Origin of the sequence: Sphingomonas sp. SFZ2018-12 (assembly GCF_022496715.1) — a bacterium.
GTDB lineage: Bacteria > Pseudomonadota > Alphaproteobacteria > Sphingomonadales > Sphingomonadaceae > Sphingomonas.
The window spans coordinates 371,365-387,707 of record NZ_WTFM01000001.1 but is presented as its reverse complement, the minus strand read 5'-3'; the positions used below and the strand labels follow the sequence as shown (position 1 = coordinate 387,707).

Annotated in this window: 16 protein-coding genes; 14 read left to right on the top strand and 2 right to left on the bottom strand. The window is 66.3% G+C overall.

The annotated features are described in order from the left end of the window. Positions 1-12: 12 nt before the first annotated feature. Entirely contained in the window at positions 13-2,328 is a 2,316-nt protein-coding gene (locus GO308_RS01785; RefSeq protein ID WP_240883633.1) for an ATP-binding protein, read from the bottom strand. Between the two features lie 197 nt (positions 2,329-2,525). Beyond that, positions 2,526-3,941, bottom strand: a complete 1,416-nt coding sequence (locus GO308_RS01780) for a GGDEF domain-containing phosphodiesterase (RefSeq protein WP_231727485.1) — start codon at positions 3,939-3,941, stop codon at positions 2,526-2,528. A 415-nt stretch (positions 3,942-4,356) separates the two neighbouring features. Between GO308_RS01780 and cysD the strand changes: the two genes are divergently transcribed. The 14 genes from cysD to pgeF all read left to right on the top strand — a co-directional run bounded on the left by cysD (position 4,357) and on the right by pgeF (position 16,335). Further along, on the top strand, positions 4,357-5,295 hold the full coding sequence (gene cysD, locus GO308_RS01775) for a sulfate adenylyltransferase subunit CysD (protein WP_240883632.1): 939 nt from the start codon (positions 4,357-4,359) through the stop codon (positions 5,293-5,295). Further along, a complete protein-coding gene (gene cysN, locus GO308_RS01770) occupies positions 5,295-7,217 on the top strand; it encodes a sulfate adenylyltransferase subunit CysN (RefSeq protein ID WP_240883631.1) in 1,923 nt (640 codons plus the stop codon). The genes cysD and cysN overlap by 1 nt, the downstream gene beginning before the upstream one ends. Next, the gene (locus GO308_RS01765; RefSeq protein WP_066549099.1) at positions 7,214-7,954 is read left to right on the top strand and encodes a 3'(2'),5'-bisphosphate nucleotidase CysQ; all 741 of its coding nucleotides are present in this window, start codon (positions 7,214-7,216) and stop codon (positions 7,952-7,954) included. The genes cysN and GO308_RS01765 overlap by 4 nt, the downstream gene beginning before the upstream one ends. A gap of 76 nt (positions 7,955-8,030) precedes the next feature. Continuing rightward, positions 8,031-8,864, top strand: a complete 834-nt coding sequence (locus tag GO308_RS01760) for a class I mannose-6-phosphate isomerase (RefSeq protein WP_240883630.1) — start codon at positions 8,031-8,033, stop codon at positions 8,862-8,864. Positions 8,865-8,943: 79 nt separating this feature from the next. Further along, a complete protein-coding gene (locus GO308_RS01755; protein WP_240883629.1) occupies positions 8,944-9,318 on the top strand; it encodes a hypothetical protein in 375 nt (124 codons plus the stop codon). Positions 9,319-9,382: 64 nt separating this feature from the next. Beyond that, positions 9,383-10,273, top strand: a complete 891-nt coding sequence (locus GO308_RS01750) for a CoA ester lyase (protein ID WP_240883628.1) — start codon at positions 9,383-9,385, stop codon at positions 10,271-10,273. A 157-nt stretch (positions 10,274-10,430) separates the two neighbouring features. Continuing rightward, on the top strand, positions 10,431-10,769 hold the full coding sequence (locus GO308_RS01745; protein WP_066480505.1) for a P-II family nitrogen regulator: 339 nt from the start codon (positions 10,431-10,433) through the stop codon (positions 10,767-10,769). A 96-nt stretch (positions 10,770-10,865) separates the two neighbouring features. Then, on the top strand, positions 10,866-12,278 hold the full coding sequence (gene glnA / locus GO308_RS01740; protein WP_066480503.1) for a type I glutamate--ammonia ligase: 1,413 nt from the start codon (positions 10,866-10,868) through the stop codon (positions 12,276-12,278). Positions 12,279-12,514: 236 nt separating this feature from the next. Next, positions 12,515-12,727, top strand: a complete 213-nt coding sequence (locus GO308_RS01735; RefSeq protein ID WP_066480633.1) for a cold-shock protein — start codon at positions 12,515-12,517, stop codon at positions 12,725-12,727. Between the two features lie 124 nt (positions 12,728-12,851). Next, complete coding sequence (locus GO308_RS01730; RefSeq protein WP_066480502.1) at positions 12,852-13,037, top strand: hypothetical protein; 186 nt, start codon at positions 12,852-12,854, stop codon at positions 13,035-13,037. 95 nt (positions 13,038-13,132) lie between these two features. Then, positions 13,133-14,011 carry a prolipoprotein diacylglyceryl transferase gene (lgt, locus tag GO308_RS01725; protein WP_066480501.1) on the top strand — a complete coding sequence of 293 codons (879 nt, stop codon included), beginning with the start codon at positions 13,133-13,135 and terminating at the stop codon, positions 14,009-14,011. Between the two features lie 97 nt (positions 14,012-14,108). Continuing rightward, positions 14,109-15,080 carry an SAM-dependent methyltransferase gene (locus GO308_RS01720; RefSeq protein WP_240885187.1) on the top strand — a complete coding sequence of 324 codons (972 nt, stop codon included), beginning with the start codon at positions 14,109-14,111 and terminating at the stop codon, positions 15,078-15,080. Beyond that, complete coding sequence (locus GO308_RS01715) at positions 15,077-15,586, top strand: GNAT family N-acetyltransferase (RefSeq protein ID WP_240883627.1); 510 nt, start codon at positions 15,077-15,079, stop codon at positions 15,584-15,586. The genes GO308_RS01720 and GO308_RS01715 overlap by 4 nt, the downstream gene beginning before the upstream one ends. 35 nt (positions 15,587-15,621) lie before the next feature. Beyond that, positions 15,622-16,335 (top strand): peptidoglycan editing factor PgeF, encoded by a 714-nt coding sequence (gene pgeF / locus GO308_RS01710; RefSeq protein WP_240885186.1) that lies wholly within the window; start codon positions 15,622-15,624, stop codon positions 16,333-16,335. Positions 16,336-16,343 lie beyond the last annotated feature (8 nt).

Here is a 16,343-nt window from a genome sequence, read left to right as displayed (position 1 = left end):
TCCCCCTACGCCTCACGCCGCCTGCGGCACAAGGGGAGAAGGGGTCGCGTCGGTCGCTGCGCGCTCAAACAGCGCTGCGACGAGCGCGCGCGCCGCGATCGGTTTGGCGAGGAAAAGGTCGATCCCTGCCGCGTCGGCGGCGATACGATCCGCCTCATCCGGCGCCGCCCACAGGATCGCCGTGCGTGCACCCTGTGTCGAGGCGACGGACGCAAGACGTTGCATTGCCGGAACAACCTCACCCGACTGTGCCAGCGTCGCCTGATCGATCAGCACGAGCGCGAGACGGCGTGAGGCGAGCATGGCGAGGGCTTCGTCTGGATCGCTCGCCAGGATGACCGACCCTGCATGGGGCTCGAGCAGCGCCTTGAGCGTGTTGCGCGCGATCGGGTTGCGATCGACGATCAGGAGGCCGGAATCGCCGTCCGGCACGCTTGCGGTCGGGGCGACCGCATCGATTCGCGGCAGCCGCACGATGAAGGTCGAGCCCACTCCGGGCGTGCTTTCGACGTGGATCGACCCGCCGAGCGCGACCGCCAGGTTGCGGCAGATCGCCAGCCCCAGCCCGGTGCCGCCGAACCGCCGGGTCGTGCCCGCGTCGACCTGTCGGAACGATTCGAAGATCATCGCCTGCTTTTCGGCTGGAATACCGATCCCGGTGTCGCTGACGCGAATCTCGATCCAGCGTGCGTCGTCGGTATCGAGCTGCGCCACCGCCAGGGTGATGCCGCCCGCCTCGGTAAACTTGATCGCATTGGACAGGAGGTTGAACGCGATCTGGCGCAGGCGCGCTGGATCGGATTCGATCCAGCCCGGCGCCTCGGCAAGCGCGAGCGTGAAGTCCAGCCCCCGCGCCTCGGCCTGTTCGCGCCACATGCGAGACACGTCGGTCAGCGTCGCGACCAGGTCGACGGGCATTTGTTCGACCGTTAGGTTGCCGGTCTCCATCTTGGCGACATCCAGGATGTCGTCGACCAGCGCGCGCATCGTCACGCCGGCGCCATGGACCACGCCGATCCGGTCGCGCATTTCGTGGCCCAGCCGCGGATCGGCCAGCATCACCTGGGTCATACCGAGGATGCCGTTGAGCGGGGTGCGGATTTCGTGGCTGGTCGTCGCCAGGAACTCGGTCTTCGCCGCGAGGGCCTTTTCGAGCGCGAGATTGCTGGCGGCCAGCCCGGTGTTCGCGGCCCGGACCTCGTTGCGGCTGCGGCGAAGCTTGACGACGCCGAAGCTGAGCAACGCGATCACGACCGTGACGGCTGCGGCGATCGCGGCGAACAGGATCCATTGCAGCCGCGCGCGCGCACGCTCGAAATCGATGCTGCGCTTGAGTTCTTCCGCCTTGAGCTGAGCGATGCGCAGCTCCTGGTTCTGGAAATCGAAGCGTGCCGACATCAGCGCCGAGCCGGTCGATGCGGCGACGCGAGTCGCCTCGTCGTTCAGCCGCTTGGCGGCTTCGAGATGCTGGAGCGCCAAACGCGTCTCGCCCGCACGCGCAAAAATGTCATGCGCGAGCGCGTGCGCCTCCGCAAAAGGCGCGTCGGTCGCGGTGATGTCGACCCCGCTGAAGCTCTCCGCGATCAGGCGTCGCGCAACGCCGAGGTCGCCACGCGCCAGCGCGGCCTGGGCACGCAGCGCCAGCGAATTGTGGCTGGTCCCGCCGGTCAGGGCGACTTCTTCACGAATCACCTTTTCGGCGCGGGCGATCTCGCCCGATTCGAGCAGGTTGCGGGCAACGTTGCGCAATACCTGGGATTCGATGCCCACGCTGCCCAGCGTGCGCGCGAGCGCCAGTGCCGACTGATATTCGCGATCTGCTTCGGCGAACTTCTCGACCTGTCGTAGGACGTTGCCGCGGTTATTATGTGCGGCAATGCGAACCGCCGGGTCGCCGGCATAGATTTCGGCCGATTGCTGATAGTAGCGCGCCGCCCGGTCGAAATCCCGCGCCTCGCGATAGAGCCAGGCGATGCCCTGCAGGCTGATCGCCTGACTGCGTTTGTCGTCTATCGATCGGAAAACGGTGAAGGCCCGCTGATAGCTCTGCAAAGCTTCGGCCGGCTGCGAGCCGGCAATTTGAATGGCAGCGAGGGAAAGCAGCAGCTTGCCGCGAAGAGATAGGTCGAGGGGATTTTCATTGACCCTTTTCAAACCGCTCTCGATTCTAACGCGCGCCCTTTCCGTCTGGTCGAGGCGGATCAGGGCCTCGCCTTGCAGCCAATCGACAACGATCGCGATGCGCTCGTTCGACCCGCCCTTGCGTCCCAGGAACTTTCGCTCAATCCCACGCGCGATCTCAAGCGCTTTGGCCGGATCGGCAAACATCGCCGCTTCGGCCTCATGGACGGCGGCGTCGATTTCGGGAGGTGCTCCGCTGTGCTCCGCCGAGACTGGTGACGATAGCAGAGCGACCGACGCGCAAAGCCCCAGCCACCAGACCGGTTTGATAACTCGAAGGCTGAAAGCGTTCATCACCCCGGTGGTGCCAGAATGCGGTTAACCACTGGCTAAAATCGGCGGTATCAGGAACTGGAAAGCTTTCGGCGAAAGGTGGGTCGCGGGCGCTGGATCGGGGGCAGGTGGCGGTCCTCGCGCAGATAGGTGAGGAATGCCGCCATCTCGATCGGACGGCTGAGCAGATAGCCCTGGACCATGTCGCAACCCATCACCGACAGCAGTGCGAGCGTCGCCGACGTTTCGACCCCCTCGGCGGTGACTTCCATCTCGAGCGCATGCGCGAGGTCGATGGTCGAACGAACGATCAACGGGTCACGATTGCTGCTGGTCAGCTGCGTGATGAACAGCTTGTCGATCTTCAGCTCGCCTGCGGGCAGCCGCTTCAGATAGGCGAGCGACGACAATCCGGCCCCGTAATCGTCGATCGCCAGCGCCACGCCGATATCGGCAAAAAGCTTGAGGTGCGCGATCGCCGTGTCGGGATCGCGAATGACCGCCGTTTCGGTGATCTCGAAACCCAGCTTCGCATTCGACCCCCGGATCAGATCGCGGGCCTGATCGACGAAGCGACGGTCGCCCAGCAGCGTACCCGAGATGTTGACGAAGACCGGGATCGCGAATCCGGCGTCCGCCAGGACATGATACTCCCGGATTGCCTCTTCCAACGTCCACAAAGTCAACGCGGTGATCTGTCCGGCCTGCTCCGCGAGCGGAATGAAATCGCCCGGCAGGATCAGGCCCCGCAACGGATGGCGCCAGCGGATCAGCGCCTCGGCACTGACCACCTGCTCGCGCCGGACATTGATCTTCGGCTGGAATTGCAGGAACATTTCGCCGCGCCGGATTGCGGCGTTCAGATCATGGAGAAGCGCGAGCGGGTCCTCCTCCCCCTCCTGCCGGAGGTCGCGCAGCGCCACCATGCCGTCGCCCGCTTGCCGAATCGCAGCTTCGGCAAATTCGATCATTCGGATCGGATCGCTTGCGCCGCGTTCGGCCATCGCCGCGCCGACGCGCACCTGCACCGCACAGAGTTCATCGCCGACCAGGATCGGCGACGCCAGCTTCTGGCGAAGCCGGTCAAGCAGCGTCGCGACGTCCGCGTTGCTCGCCGCCGACCCCGTGACCTCGATGCAATCGCGCCCGAGCGTCCGGGCGCGCAGCGATGAACTGAACGCGGCGGCCTCCACCGCCAGCTGCTCGGCCACGCGTTCGGCGCGCATGACACCAATCGCGCGACGCAACATCGCGTAATCGGCAATGCGCACGATCGCATAGAATTGGATCGCCCCCTCGGGCGTGTCCGCACGGCTGTCCGCGCGCGCGATAGATTTCACCGACGCGGCGGAGCGCCGGGCGACGACGCGGTCGGCGCCGGGCGATGTCGACTTGCCAGGCTTCGGCTTTGCGCGGGCGTCGTTCGCCACGGCAAGGCTCTGGGCTTCGGCAGACGCCGTGCGCGCAAGGTCGGCAGCTTTGCTCATTCATCCTTGCCCTAGCGTCCCAGTCTTGAACGAACGGTTAAACTGGCCCGCATCCGTCCCGAAATCGGCCCGAATTACGTTTGTTCCATGCTTAATTTTTTGTTAAGAAAGACATGGCGCTTCACGCGCAAATCGGAGAATGACAATGTTCGCTTTCTTTTCACTCGCGTTCCGCGACACGTACGGCGAAGAAATTCGTCCGTTCTGACGAACGCAGTCCGGGTCGGGCTGACGAAGTGCCGACCCGGACGTTTCGGTGATGTTGACGGGGTGACGTCAAGGGCTCAAGCCTTTGAGCTACCGTTTCTTTTGCTTGAAAGCGGAGGCATGCGTCGGCGGCGGCTAAAGCAGATCTGCACGGCCGCGCAGCAATTCCTTCTTTCATGATCGGGGCGCCGGGGCCACCTGCTCGCATATGGCGCTTGTCGATCTCAAACTGGATTCCACGCCGGCGAATCGGCGCTTGACCCACCTCCAGCAGCTGGAGGCGGAGAGCATTCACATCCTGCGCGAAGTGGTTGCCGAGGCCGAACGGCCCGTGATGCTCTATTCGATCGGCAAGGATTCGGCGGTGATGCTGCATCTGGCGCGAAAGGCGTTCTATCCCGCGCCGCCGCCCTTCCCGCTCCTTCACGTCGACACCACCTGGAAATTCCGCGCGATGTACGCGCTGCGCGAAAAAGCGGCGGCGGACGCGGGGATGGAACTGCTCGTCCACCAGAATCCGGAGGCCAAGGCGCGCGGCATCAACCCGTTCGACCATGGCGGGCTGCACACCGACATGTGGAAGACGGAGGGGCTCAAACAGGCGCTGGTCAAATACGGCTTTGACGCGGCATTCGGCGGCGCGCGGCGCGACGAGGAGAAGAGCCGCGCCAAGGAACGCGTCTTCAGCTTTCGCACCGCCAACCACCGCTGGGACCCCAAGGCGCAGCGTCCTGAACTGTGGCGCCTCTATAATGCCCGCAAGGCGCGCGGCGAATCGATCCGCGTCTTCCCGCTGTCCAACTGGACCGAACTCGACATCTGGCAGTACATCCTGGCCGAGAATATCGAGATCGTGCCGCTCTACTTTGCCGCGCCGCGCCCGACAGTGGTTCGCGACGGCATGATCCTGATGGTCGACGACGACCGCTTCCGCCTCGCTCCCGGGGAAGTGCCGGTCGAACGCTCGGTCCGCTTCCGCACGCTCGGCTGCTACCCGCTGACCGGCGCGGTCGAAAGCACCGCCGATACGCTGACCGCCGTGATCCGCGAAACGCTGCTCGCCACGACGTCGGAACGTCAGGGCCGTGCGATCGACCATGACCAGGCCGCCAGCATGGAGAAGAAGAAGCAGGAGGGGTATTTCTGATGGCGACGGCCCCCGCCTACGCCCCCGACGCGATGATCGCGGAGGACATCGACGCCTATCTGGCCGCGCATCAGCAAAAGTCGCTGCTGCGTTTCATCACCTGCGGGTCGGTCGATGACGGCAAGTCGACGCTGATCGGCCGCCTGCTCTACGACAGCAAGATGATCTTCGACGACCAGCTCGCCGCGCTGGAAGCCGATTCCGCCCGGGTGGGCACGCAGGGCGCGAACATCGATTTCGCGCTGCTCGTCGACGGGCTGGCCGCCGAGCGCGAACAGGGCATCACCATCGATGTCGCCTATCGCTTCTTCACAACCGAACGCCGCAAATTCATCGTCGCCGATACGCCGGGGCACGAACAATATACCCGCAACATGGTGACGGGTGCGTCGACCGCGGACCTCGCCGTCATCCTGATCGATGCGCGCAAGGGCGTGCTCACCCAGACGCGGCGGCACAGCTTCCTCGCGCACCTGATCGGCATCCGCCACATCGTGCTGGCGGTGAACAAGATGGATCTGGTCGGCTACGATCCGTCGCGCTTCGACGCGATCGTTGCCGATTATCGGGCATTCGCAGCCTCCATCGGCATCGCCGATTTCACCGCGATCCCGATTTCCGGGCTGGCGGGCGACAATATCGCGGCGGCGTCGGACGCCATGCCTTGGTATCGCGGGCCGACGCTGATCGAGCATCTCGAGCAGGTGGAGGTCGACAGCGAAAGCGCCGCGGCCCGGCCGTTCCGGATGCCGGTGCAATGGGTCAATCGCCCCGATCTCGACTTTCGCGGCTTTGCCGGGATGATCGCCGGCGGCCGTGTGCGGCCCGGCGATCCGGTCCGCATCCTCCCTTCGGGACGCGAGACGCGGATCGCGCGCATCGTCGGCTTCGACGGCGACCTGGATATCGCGGTCACAGGCCAGTCGGTGACGCTGACGCTCGCCGACGAGGTCGATTGTTCGCGTGGCGACGTCATCGCCGCGGCCGATGATGCGCCCCAGCTGGCCGACCAGTTCATGACGCGGATCGTCTGGCTCGATGCCGAACCGCTGCTGCCCGGGCGGTCCTATTGGATGAAGATCGGCACGCGGATGCTGAGCGCCACCGTCCAGCCGCCGCGTGCGGTCATCGACGTGAACACCATGGCCGAGCTGTCGGCGGCGACGCTCAGCCTCAACGACATCGGCATCGCGGAGGTCTTTGTCGACCGCAACATCGCATTCGAGACCTATCGCGACAATCGCGACCTGGGCGGGTTCATTCTGATCGACCGGATCACCAACGCGACCGTCGCCGCCGGGATGATCGACTTCGCGCTGCGCCGCAGCCAGAATATCCACTGGCAGTCGATCGAGGTGACGGGCGAGGCGCGCGCCGCCATGAAGCACCAAAGCGCGCGCGTGCTGTGGTTCACCGGGCTGTCGGGTTCGGGCAAATCGACCATCGCCAACCTGGTCGAAAAGAAGCTCCACGCGCTCGGCAAGCACAGCTACCTGCTCGACGGCGACAATATCCGCCATGGGCTCAACCGCGACCTGGGCTTCACCGACGCAGACCGGATCGAGAATATCCGCCGCGTCGGCGAAGTCGCCAAGCTGATGGCCGATGCCGGGCTGATCGTGCTGACCGCCTTCATCTCGCCCTTCCGGGCCGAACGCGACCTGGTGCGCGCGATGCTGCCGGCCGGCGCGTTCATCGAAATCTTCGTCGACACGCCGATCGAGGTGGCAGAGGGCCGCGATCCCAAGGGGCTCTATCGCAAGGCGCGCGCGGGCGAGATTGCCCATTTCACCGGTATCGACAGCCCCTATGAAAGGCCCGAAGCGGCGGAGATCGTCATCGATACCACCCGCCAGAGCGCGGAGGAGGCCGCCCAGCAGATCGTCGATTCGATCATCGGCATCTGGAGCCCGGTGATTTGACCGCTGGCGCGCAAAGCGACGTCGCCCTTGCACGGGATATCGCCGAACGGGCGGGCGCACTGCTGATGGACCTGCGGCGGACGTCGGGACTGGCGGGTCCGGCGCTCGGCGCGGCGGGTGACCGCGCCGCCGACGACCTGATCCACCAGCTGCTCGCCGGCGCGCGCCCCGACGACGCGATCCTGTCGGAAGAACGCGTTTGCGATCGGTCCCGGCTCGACCGCAGCCGGGTCTGGATCGTCGATCCGCTCGACGGCACCCGCGAATATGCCGAGGGGCGCGACGATTGGGCGGTGCACGTCGCACTGGCGATCGAGGGTCGCCCCGCAATCGGCGCGGTGGCGCTCCCCGCGCTCGGCCGCGTCTTCGCCAGCGATCCGCCGTTTCCCCTGCCCGAACCCGCCCCGCGCCGCCGCATGGTCGTCAGCCGCACGCGTCCGGCCGATGCATGCGGCCCGCTGTGCCAGGCGCTCGATGCGGAGACGATCCCGATGGGATCGGCGGGAGCGAAGGCGATGGCGATCCTGATGGGCTCCGCCGATATCTATTTCCATTCGGGCGGGCAGTATGAATGGGACAATTGCGCCCCTGCCGCGGTCGCAATGGCGGCGGGTCTGCACGTCTCGCGCATCGACGGGTCGCCGATCCGCTACAATCAGCCCGAGCCGTCCGTCCCTGACTTCCTGATCTGTCATCGCGCGGATGCCGACCGGATTCTTCGCCTGATCGCCGCGTGATTGCGCGATCGAACTCGACAGGCGGTTGATCCGTTCATATCGCGCACGCCAAGGTGCGAAACGTCGGAGACATGAGATGAGCACACGCGCGATGACGACCCGGCTGGTCGAAAAGCCATGGGGACGCCACCGGCTCTGGCCCGGCTTTGCCGATCCGGCGCCCGACCGCGAACCGGTCGGCGAGGCCTGGTTTCAGGACCCCGAAGGGGGGAATTTCGAGCTTCTGGTCAAATATCTCTTCACCAGCGAACGGCTGTCGGTCCAGGTCCATCCCGACGACGATCGCGCCCGCCGCGCCGGCTATCCGCGCGGCAAGGACGAAGCGTGGCTCATCCTGGCCGCCGAGCCCGGCTCGACGATCGCGCTCGGCACGCGCGAGCCGCTTTCGCATGATGAACTGCGCACCGCGTCGCTCGACGGATCGATCGAAGGGCTGCTCGACTGGAAGCCGGTGCGCGCAGGCGACTATTTCTATTCGGCGGCGGGCACCGTCCACGCGATCGGCGCCGGCATCACGCTGATCGAGGTGCAGCAGAATGTCGACCTGACCTATCGCCTCTACGATTATGGCCGCCCGCGCGAGCTGCATCTGGAGGAAGGCGTCGCGGTTTCCGACGCGCGGCCCTTCGTCGCGCAGTCGACGCCGATCGCGCTCGGCGGGGGCCGTACCCTGCTTTCGCCCGGCCCCAAATTCGTGCTCGAACGCTGGTCGGCGGGCGACCGCACCCTCCACCTTCCGCCGGGACGTGAAGGATGGCTGGTCCCGATCACCGGCTCGGGCCAGGCGGACACGCTGGCCTGGCGAGCGGGCGAATGCCTGTTGCTTCAGGGGACGGCGCGGATCGACGCCGCCGACGGCGCCGACCTGTTGATCGCGTGTCCTGGCGACGCGCCATTGCACGTGACCTGAAGCGACCGGCCGGGCAAAGAACTGGCCCGGCCGTCACGTGGCCCTTGGCCTTTTCTTTCGCATCTGCGAAGGCGACGTCATGCTGTTGCAGATCTTCAAATTCGCGTTTGTGCTGGCCCTGGCGGCAGTCCTTTTTCTCGCGCTGACCGTCACGCCATGGGCGGGCATGGTCGAATCGGACACGGTCCGCCACGGCTTCGCCTTTCTGGTGCTGCCCGTGCTCGCGACGATCGGCTGGCCCCGCCTGTCGCCGTGGGGGCAATTTGCGATCTTTGCCGGGTTCGGGGCAGCGATCGAACTGGTCCAGGGCTATATGGCGATCGGCCGTGTCGCCAGCCTGGACGACTGGATCGTCGATCTGATCGCGCTTTCCGCCGCCCTGCTCGCGATGGAGATCCTGGCCCTGCGTCACCGCGTGATCGCGGTCGCCGCCCCGCGCCCGCGGCACGTTTGACCCTTTTCCCGACGCCGCCGAACGGGCATGTCGCGGGGTGAGCCACACCTTCCGCGGAGCCCCGATGTCGCAAGCCCTTACTGCCCGCTCGCTGTTGTTCGCGCCGGGCGACTCGGAGCGCAAGATCGCGCGCGCGGGCACGAGCGGCGCCGACCTGATCCTGATCGACCTGGAAGATTCGGTCGTCGAAGCCAACAAGCCCGCTGCGCGCGCCGCGGTGGCCGAACATCTTCGCGCCGGCCCCCGCCCCCAGCCGCAATGGGTGCGGATCAACCCGCTTGACGGCCCGCACGCGCTGGCGGACCTTGCGGCAGTGGTTGCGGCGCGGCCCGACGGCATCATGCTGCCCAAGGCGACGCGCGCCGACGCCGACCGGCTGCACCATTATCTCACCGCGCTCGAGGCCGCCGCCGGCCTGCCGCCGGGCGGCATCGCGGTGATCGCAATCGCGACGGAGACCGCACCCGCGCTGTTCGGCCTCGGCGACTATGCCGGCACGCCGCGGCTTGCCGCCCTCACCTGGGGTGCGGAGGACAGCGCGACCGCGCTCGGCGCGACGGGCAATCGTGACGAGACGGGCGAGTACGACTTTCCCTACCAGCTGTTCCGCGCGCTGTGCCTCGCGGGGGCGGCGGCGGCGGGCGTCGCCCCGATCGAGACGATCCACGCCGATTTTCGCGACCTCGACGGCCTGGCGCGGGTCGCCGCCCGGGCGCGCCGGGCCGGGTTTCGCGGCATGATGGCGATCCACCCCGACCAGGTGCCTGTGATCAATGCGGCATTCAGTCCCTCCCCCGCCGAAATCGAACAGGCGCAGCGGATCGTCGCCGCCTTTGCCGCCGCGCCGGGTGCGGGCACGATCGGGATCGACGGCGCGATGTTCGACCTGCCGCACCTGAAGCGCGCGCAGGCGGTGCTGGCCATGGCGTCGGTGCACGACGCGCCGGATGCTTGATCGGCGTGCATCCCGGTGCGCCTGCCTAATTGCTAGGCAATGGTGGCGCCTGCCCGGCGCGACGGCACCGCACGAAACTGCGCCTCGCATGGCTGGCACGCTTGTTGTAACATGGCTGCGCAGTCACCGGGGCAAGCACATCACGAGGGGTCAGCGCGTGAAGAAGATCGAGGCCGTCATCAAGCCGTTCAAGCTCGATGAGGTGAAGGAAGCGCTGCACGAAGTCGGCGTCAGCGGCATCACCGTCACCGAAGCCAAGGGCTTCGGGCGACAGAAGGGACATACCGAACTGTATCGCGGTGCCGAATATGTCGTCGACTTCCTGCCCAAGGTGAAGCTTGAGGTGGTGATCGAGGACGGGCTGGCCGACCGCGTGGTCGAGGCGATCGCAAACTCGGCGCAGACCGGCCGCATCGGCGACGGCAAGATCTTCGTGATTCCCGTCGAGACCGCGTTGCGCATCCGCACCGGCGAACGGGACAACGACGCGATTTGACGCGGCGCAGCATTCTTGTGAGACATATCGCGTCGGCCGCAATTTCATTGTGCGATTCGCGGCAAGCGGTTTTCCAGACGAAAGGGATGAATTGAGATGGCCAATAACGCCGGCACGATCCTGAAGATGATCAAGGACCAGGAAATCGAGTGGATCGACCTGCGTTTTACCGATCCCAAGGGCAAGTGGCAGCACCTGACCATGGTGGCCGGCGTGCTCGGCGAGGATGAGCTGACCGATGGCCTAATGTTCGACGGGTCGTCGATCGAAGGGTGGAAGGCGATCAATGAGTCGGACATGATCCTGCGCCCCGATCTCGACGCGGTCTATGTCGACCCCTTCTCGGCCACGCCGATGCTGGTGCTGTTCTGCGACATCGTCGAGCCGTCGACCGGCGAGCTGTATGCCCGCGACCCGCGCTCGACCGCGAAGCGGGCCGAGGCGTATCTGAAGAACACCGGGATCGGCGACACCGTCTATGTCGGGCCCGAGGCCGAGTTCTTCATGTTCGACGACGTCCAGTTCGAAACCGCCTACAACACCAGCTACTTCAAGATCGACGACATCGAGCTGCCGACCAATTCGGGCAAGGCGTATGAAGCCGGCAACCTGGCGCACCGTCCGCGGGCCAAGGGCGGCTATTTCCCCGTTGCGCCGGTCGACAGCGCGGTCGACATCCGTGCCGAGATGGTCTCGACCATGATCGAGATGGGCCTGCCCTGCGACAAGCACCACCACGAGGTCGCCGCGGCGCAGCACGAGCTGGGCCTGACCTTCGGGACGCTCACCACCACCGCCGACCGGATGCAGATCTACAAATATGTCGTGCACCAGGTCGCGCAGGCCTATGGCAAGACCGCGACCTTCATGCCCAAGCCGATCAAGGACGATAACGGGTCGGGCATGCACACCCATATGTCGATCTGGGACAAGGGCACGCCGCTGTTCGCCGGCAATGGCTATGCCGGTCTGTCGGACATGTGCCTGTATTTCATCGGCGGCGTCATCAAGCATGCGCGCGCATTGAACGCCTTCACCAACCCCACGACCAACAGCTACAAGCGGCTGGTGCCGGGGTTCGAGGCACCGGTGCTGCTCGCTTACTCCAGCCGCAACCGCTCGGCGTCATGCCGCATCCCCTATGGCACCGGGGCCAAGGCCAAGCGCGTCGAATTCCGCTTCCCCGATGCGCTCGCCAACCCCTATCTCGCCTATTCGGCGCTGCTGATGGCCGGCCTGGACGGCATCCAGAACAAAATTCATCCCGGCGAGGCGATGGACAAGAATCTCTATGACCTGCCGCCCGCCGAGCTGGTCAACGTGCCGACCGTCTGCGGTTCGCTGCGCGAGGCGCTGATTGCGCTGCAGGAGGATCATGATTTCCTGCTGAAGGGCGATGTATTCAGCAAGGACCAGATCGAAGCCTATGCCGAATTGAAGTGGAACGACGTCATCCGCTTCGAAACCACGCCAAGCCCGGTCGAATACGACATGTATTATTCCGGCTGATCGACGGATCGATATCCCGATCGACGGGCGTCCGGGATACCGGGCGCCCGTTTCTTTTTTGGCGGGTCACGGCACTGCAGCTTGCTATTTTGCCCGATCGCGCCCATATCGCGGGCGCTACAGTCGCAAATCGACGGTCTTTTGGAGCTTTGCGGCCCCTCATTCCTTCTTTCCCTGCCCCTTGCAGCGCGAGGTCGCTCGACGTCCGGGCGGCCGACAACATGAAGGAAATGAACATGAGCACCGTCGGAACCGTCAAGTTTTTCAACAGCGACAAAGGTTATGGCTTCATCGCCCCTGACAATGGTGGCCAGGACGCCTTTGTCCACATCACCGCGGTCGAGCGCGCCGGCATGGCGACGCTGAACCAGAACCAGCGCGTTTCGTACGAGCTGGAGCAGGACAAGCGCGGTCGCACCAGCGCGGTCAATCTGCAGGCTGCGGACTGATCCGGTCCCGGGCGCGTCGTCCGCGGCGCGTCCGGCCCCTCCGATCGAACCATCCGGTCTTTGGTGCGTTGTCACCATTGACCCTGCCCGCACTTTTCGCGCGCACCCAAGAAGGAGGGCCCGCATGACCGTTCTCACCTATCGCCAACAGGCCGAACGCGCGCGTACCGAAGCCGAGAACGCAACGCTCGCCAATGTCCGCGATCGCGCGCTGCGTGCCGAAGCCGCCTGGATCGGCATGGCCGAGCGCCAGGAACGCGTCGAAACCGCCCGCGCCGCGCGCGAAGCGCGCGATCAGGTCACCGCCTGACCCGCCTTTGCCGGTACCGGCATGCGGATAAGCGCTTGGGTTTGACCTGACAGCCCGGTAAAGCGGCGGCATCGCCCTTTGCCGGAGCCCATGTCTTGATCCTGCCCCTGCTCGCCGCCAGCACCGGCCATCTCCAATTCACCGATCTCGGGCTGGATCCGGTGGCGCTCGACCTCGGCTTCTTCCAGCTCAAATGGTATTCGCTGGCCTATATCGCCGGCATCCTGATCGGCTGGTGGTATCTGCTCAAGCTGCTCGACCAGCCGGGCGCGCCGATGGCGCGGCGTCATGCCGACGACCTCGTCTTCTACGCGACGCTCGGCATCATCCTGGGCGGGCGGCTTGGCTATGTCCTGTTCTACGCGCCCGACCTGTTCGCCAATCCGATCCGAATTCTGCGGCTGTGGGATGGCGGAATGTCCTTTCACGGCGGCGTCATCGGCACCTCGATCGGGATCATGCTGCTGGCGCGCAAGCACGGCCTCAACTGGCTGCGCGTCCATGACTATGTCGCATGCGTCGTCCCGTTCGGCCTGTTTTTCGGCCGTATCGCCAATTTCGTGAATGGCGAGCTGTGGGGCAAGCCGACCGACGTCGCCTGGGCGATCGTCTTTCCGCGCACCGTTGCGGGCGGGCTCGATCCCGCACGTCATCCGAGCCAGCTGTACGAGGCCGGGCTCGAGGGCATCGTGCTGTTCCTCGTCCTCGCCTTCTTCTTCTGGCGAACCCGTGCGCGCTACGAGCCCGGCCGGCTGGTCGGCATCTTTCTGCTCGGCTACGGCGTCGCCCGCTTCTTCGTCGAGTTCTTCCGCGAACCCGACCAGCAGTTCGAGGGCACGTTCTTTGCCACCACGATCCATATGGGCCAGCTGCTCTGTCTGCCGATGATCGCGGGCGGCGTGTTCCTGATCGCCACCGCCAGGTCGCGACGCCACCGCGTCGAGGCCGTCGCCGGCCAGGAAAGCATCGCCTGAAGGGCGCGCGGCCGTGTCGTCCGACGCCGAAGGCACGTTGCCCGAACGCCTGGCCCGCGCGATCACGCTGGCCGGTCCGATCCCGCTGTCGCAGTTCATGCAGGCGGCGAACGCCGAATATTATGCGACGCGCGATCCGCTGGGTGCGCGGGGCGACTTCACCACTGCACCCGAAGTCAGCCAGATGTTCGGCGAGCTGATCGGCCTCGCGCTCGCTGACCTGTGGGATCGCGCCGGGCGACCCGATCTGCGCTATGTCGAATATGGGCCCGGCCGCGGCACGCTCGCCGCCGACGCGCTGCGCGCGATGGCGACGGTCGGGCTGACCCCGCCGGTTCATTTCATCGAAACGAGCCCGGTCCTGCGCGCGGCACAGGCGGAACGCGTACCCGGTGCCGAATGGCATATCGACCTGTTCAGCGTCCCCGACGACCTGCCGCTGATCGTCGTCGCCAACGAATTTTTCGACGCGCTCCCGATCCGCCAGCTGATCCGCACCAGCGATGGCTGGCGCGAGCGGCTGGTCGCGTGCCAGGACACGCTTTTTCTGCCGATCACGGGCAGGGACAGCTTCGACGCGGTGGTGCCCCCCGCCTTTGGCGATGCGCAGCCCGGCGACATCCTCGAAACCTCGCCCGCCGCGGTCGCGACGATGCGCGGGCTCGCCCGTCGGCTGGTGGCGGGCGGCGGCGCGGCGATCATCCTCGACTATGGCTATTCAGGCCCGGCGATCGGCGATACGCTTCAGGCCGTGTCCGGCCACGCCTTTGCAAATCCGTTCGAGCAGCCGGGCAGTCGCGACCTGACCGCGCATGTCGATTTCGCGACGCTGGCGGAGGCGGCACGGGCCGAAGACGCGCTCGCCTACGGCCCGGTCGATCAGGGGCAGCTGCTCGTCGCGCTCGGCATCGACACGCGCGCCGCAGGGCTGGCCCGCACCGCGCCGGAGCGCGCGGACCAGATCGCCGCCGACCGCAATCGCCTGGTCGCGCCGGATCAGATGGGCGCGCTGTTCAAGGGGCTGGCGGTCACCGCGCCGGGCTGGCCCGCACCCGCGGGGTTTGCATGACGATCGTCTTTCGCGATGCGGTGGCCGAAGACGCCCCGGCGCTCGCCAGACTGGCGCGCGACAGCTTCACCGAAACCTTCGGCCACCTCTATCATCCCGACGACCTCGCGCTGTTCCTGGCCGGGCACAGCACGCCGCGCTGGCATGACGAGCTGACCGACCCCGCATTTCGCGTTCGGGTCGGCGAGGCGGAGGGTGCGGCGGTCGCCTATGCCAAGGTCGGCCCGCCCAGCCTGCCCTTCAAGCCGCGCGGTCCCTCGATCGAACTGCGCCAATTCTATATCCTCAAGCCCTGGCAGGGCTCGGGCGCTGCGGCCGAACTGATGGCGTGGGTGATCGATACCGCGCGGGCCGGCGGCGCGAGCGACCTCTATCTCTCGGTCTTCACCGACAATCACCGCGCCCGGCGCTTCTATGATCGCTACGGCTTCGAGGCAGTCGGCCCCTATGTCTTCAAGGTCGGCAACCATGAGGACGAGGACATCGTCATGCGGCTGGCGCTGTGAGTGTCGACGTGATCCGCGCGCCGGCGCTCGCGGGCATGCGCCACGGCTTTCTCGGCCGACGGGGAGGCGTGTCGACCGGCATCGTCGCCGGGCTGAATGTCGGGCTGGGCAGCGCGGATGATCCGGAGGCGATTGCCGAGAACCGACGCCGCGCCTTGACCGCGGTCGCGCCGGGGGCGGCGCTGGTCACGGTGTATCAGGTTCATTCCGCCGACGTGGTCACCATCGACGACGTACCCGCCGAACGCCCGCGCGCCGACGCGCTGGTCACCGCAACGCCGGGCCTCGCCCTCGGCATCCTCACCGCCGATTGCGCGCCGGTGCTGTTCGCCGATGTTGACGCGGGTGTGATCGGCGCCGCTCATGCCGGGTGGAAGGGCGCGATTGCCGGCGTCACCGATGCAACGATCGCGGCGATGGAGGCGCTGGGCGCGGATCGCGGCCGCATCGTCGCCGCGATCGGCCCGTGCATTGCGCGGGCGAGCTATGAGGTCGACGACGGCTTCGTCGCGCGGTTTTGCGATCAGGACCCGGCGAATGATCGCTTCTTTTCTCCCGGGCGGCCGGACCACGCGCAGTTCGACCTGGAAGCCTATGTCGCGCACCGGCTCGCCACCGCCGGCGTGCGGCGGGTCGAGCTGCTTGGGCTCGACACCTATGCGGACGACGACCGCTTCTACAGCTTTCGCCGCGCAACCCATCGCGACGAGCCCGATTATGGGCGGCAGATCAGCCTGATCGCGTTGTGACCCCCCTC

What these genes read in the sequence shown, in the direction of transcription:
- GO308_RS01785 (WP_240883633.1), bottom strand. Translation starts at nt 2,328, where the DNA reads ATGTTTGCCGATCCGGCCAAAGCGCTTGAGATCGCGCGTGGGATTGAG.
- GO308_RS01780 (WP_231727485.1), bottom strand. Translation starts at nt 3,941, where the DNA reads ATGAGCAAAGCTGCCGACCTTGCGCGCACGGCGTCTGCCGAAGCCCAG.
- cysD (WP_240883632.1), top strand. Translation starts at nt 4,357, where the DNA reads ATGGCGCTTGTCGATCTCAAACTGGATTCCACGCCGGCGAATCGGCGC.
- cysN (WP_240883631.1), top strand. Translation starts at nt 5,295, where the DNA reads ATGGCGACGGCCCCCGCCTACGCCCCCGACGCGATGATCGCGGAGGAC.
- GO308_RS01760 (WP_240883630.1), top strand. Translation starts at nt 8,031, where the DNA reads ATGAGCACACGCGCGATGACGACCCGGCTGGTCGAAAAGCCATGGGGA.
- GO308_RS01755 (WP_240883629.1), top strand. Translation starts at nt 8,944, where the DNA reads ATGCTGTTGCAGATCTTCAAATTCGCGTTTGTGCTGGCCCTGGCGGCA.
- GO308_RS01750 (WP_240883628.1), top strand. Translation starts at nt 9,383, where the DNA reads ATGTCGCAAGCCCTTACTGCCCGCTCGCTGTTGTTCGCGCCGGGCGAC.
- glnA (WP_066480503.1), top strand. Translation starts at nt 10,866, where the DNA reads ATGGCCAATAACGCCGGCACGATCCTGAAGATGATCAAGGACCAGGAA.
- GO308_RS01735 (WP_066480633.1), top strand. Translation starts at nt 12,515, where the DNA reads ATGAGCACCGTCGGAACCGTCAAGTTTTTCAACAGCGACAAAGGTTAT.
- GO308_RS01730 (WP_066480502.1), top strand. Translation starts at nt 12,852, where the DNA reads ATGACCGTTCTCACCTATCGCCAACAGGCCGAACGCGCGCGTACCGAA.
- GO308_RS01720 (WP_240885187.1), top strand. Translation starts at nt 14,109, where the DNA reads ATGCAGGCGGCGAACGCCGAATATTATGCGACGCGCGATCCGCTGGGT.
- GO308_RS01715 (WP_240883627.1), top strand. Translation starts at nt 15,077, where the DNA reads ATGACGATCGTCTTTCGCGATGCGGTGGCCGAAGACGCCCCGGCGCTC.
- pgeF (WP_240885186.1), top strand. Translation starts at nt 15,622, where the DNA reads ATGCGCCACGGCTTTCTCGGCCGACGGGGAGGCGTGTCGACCGGCATC.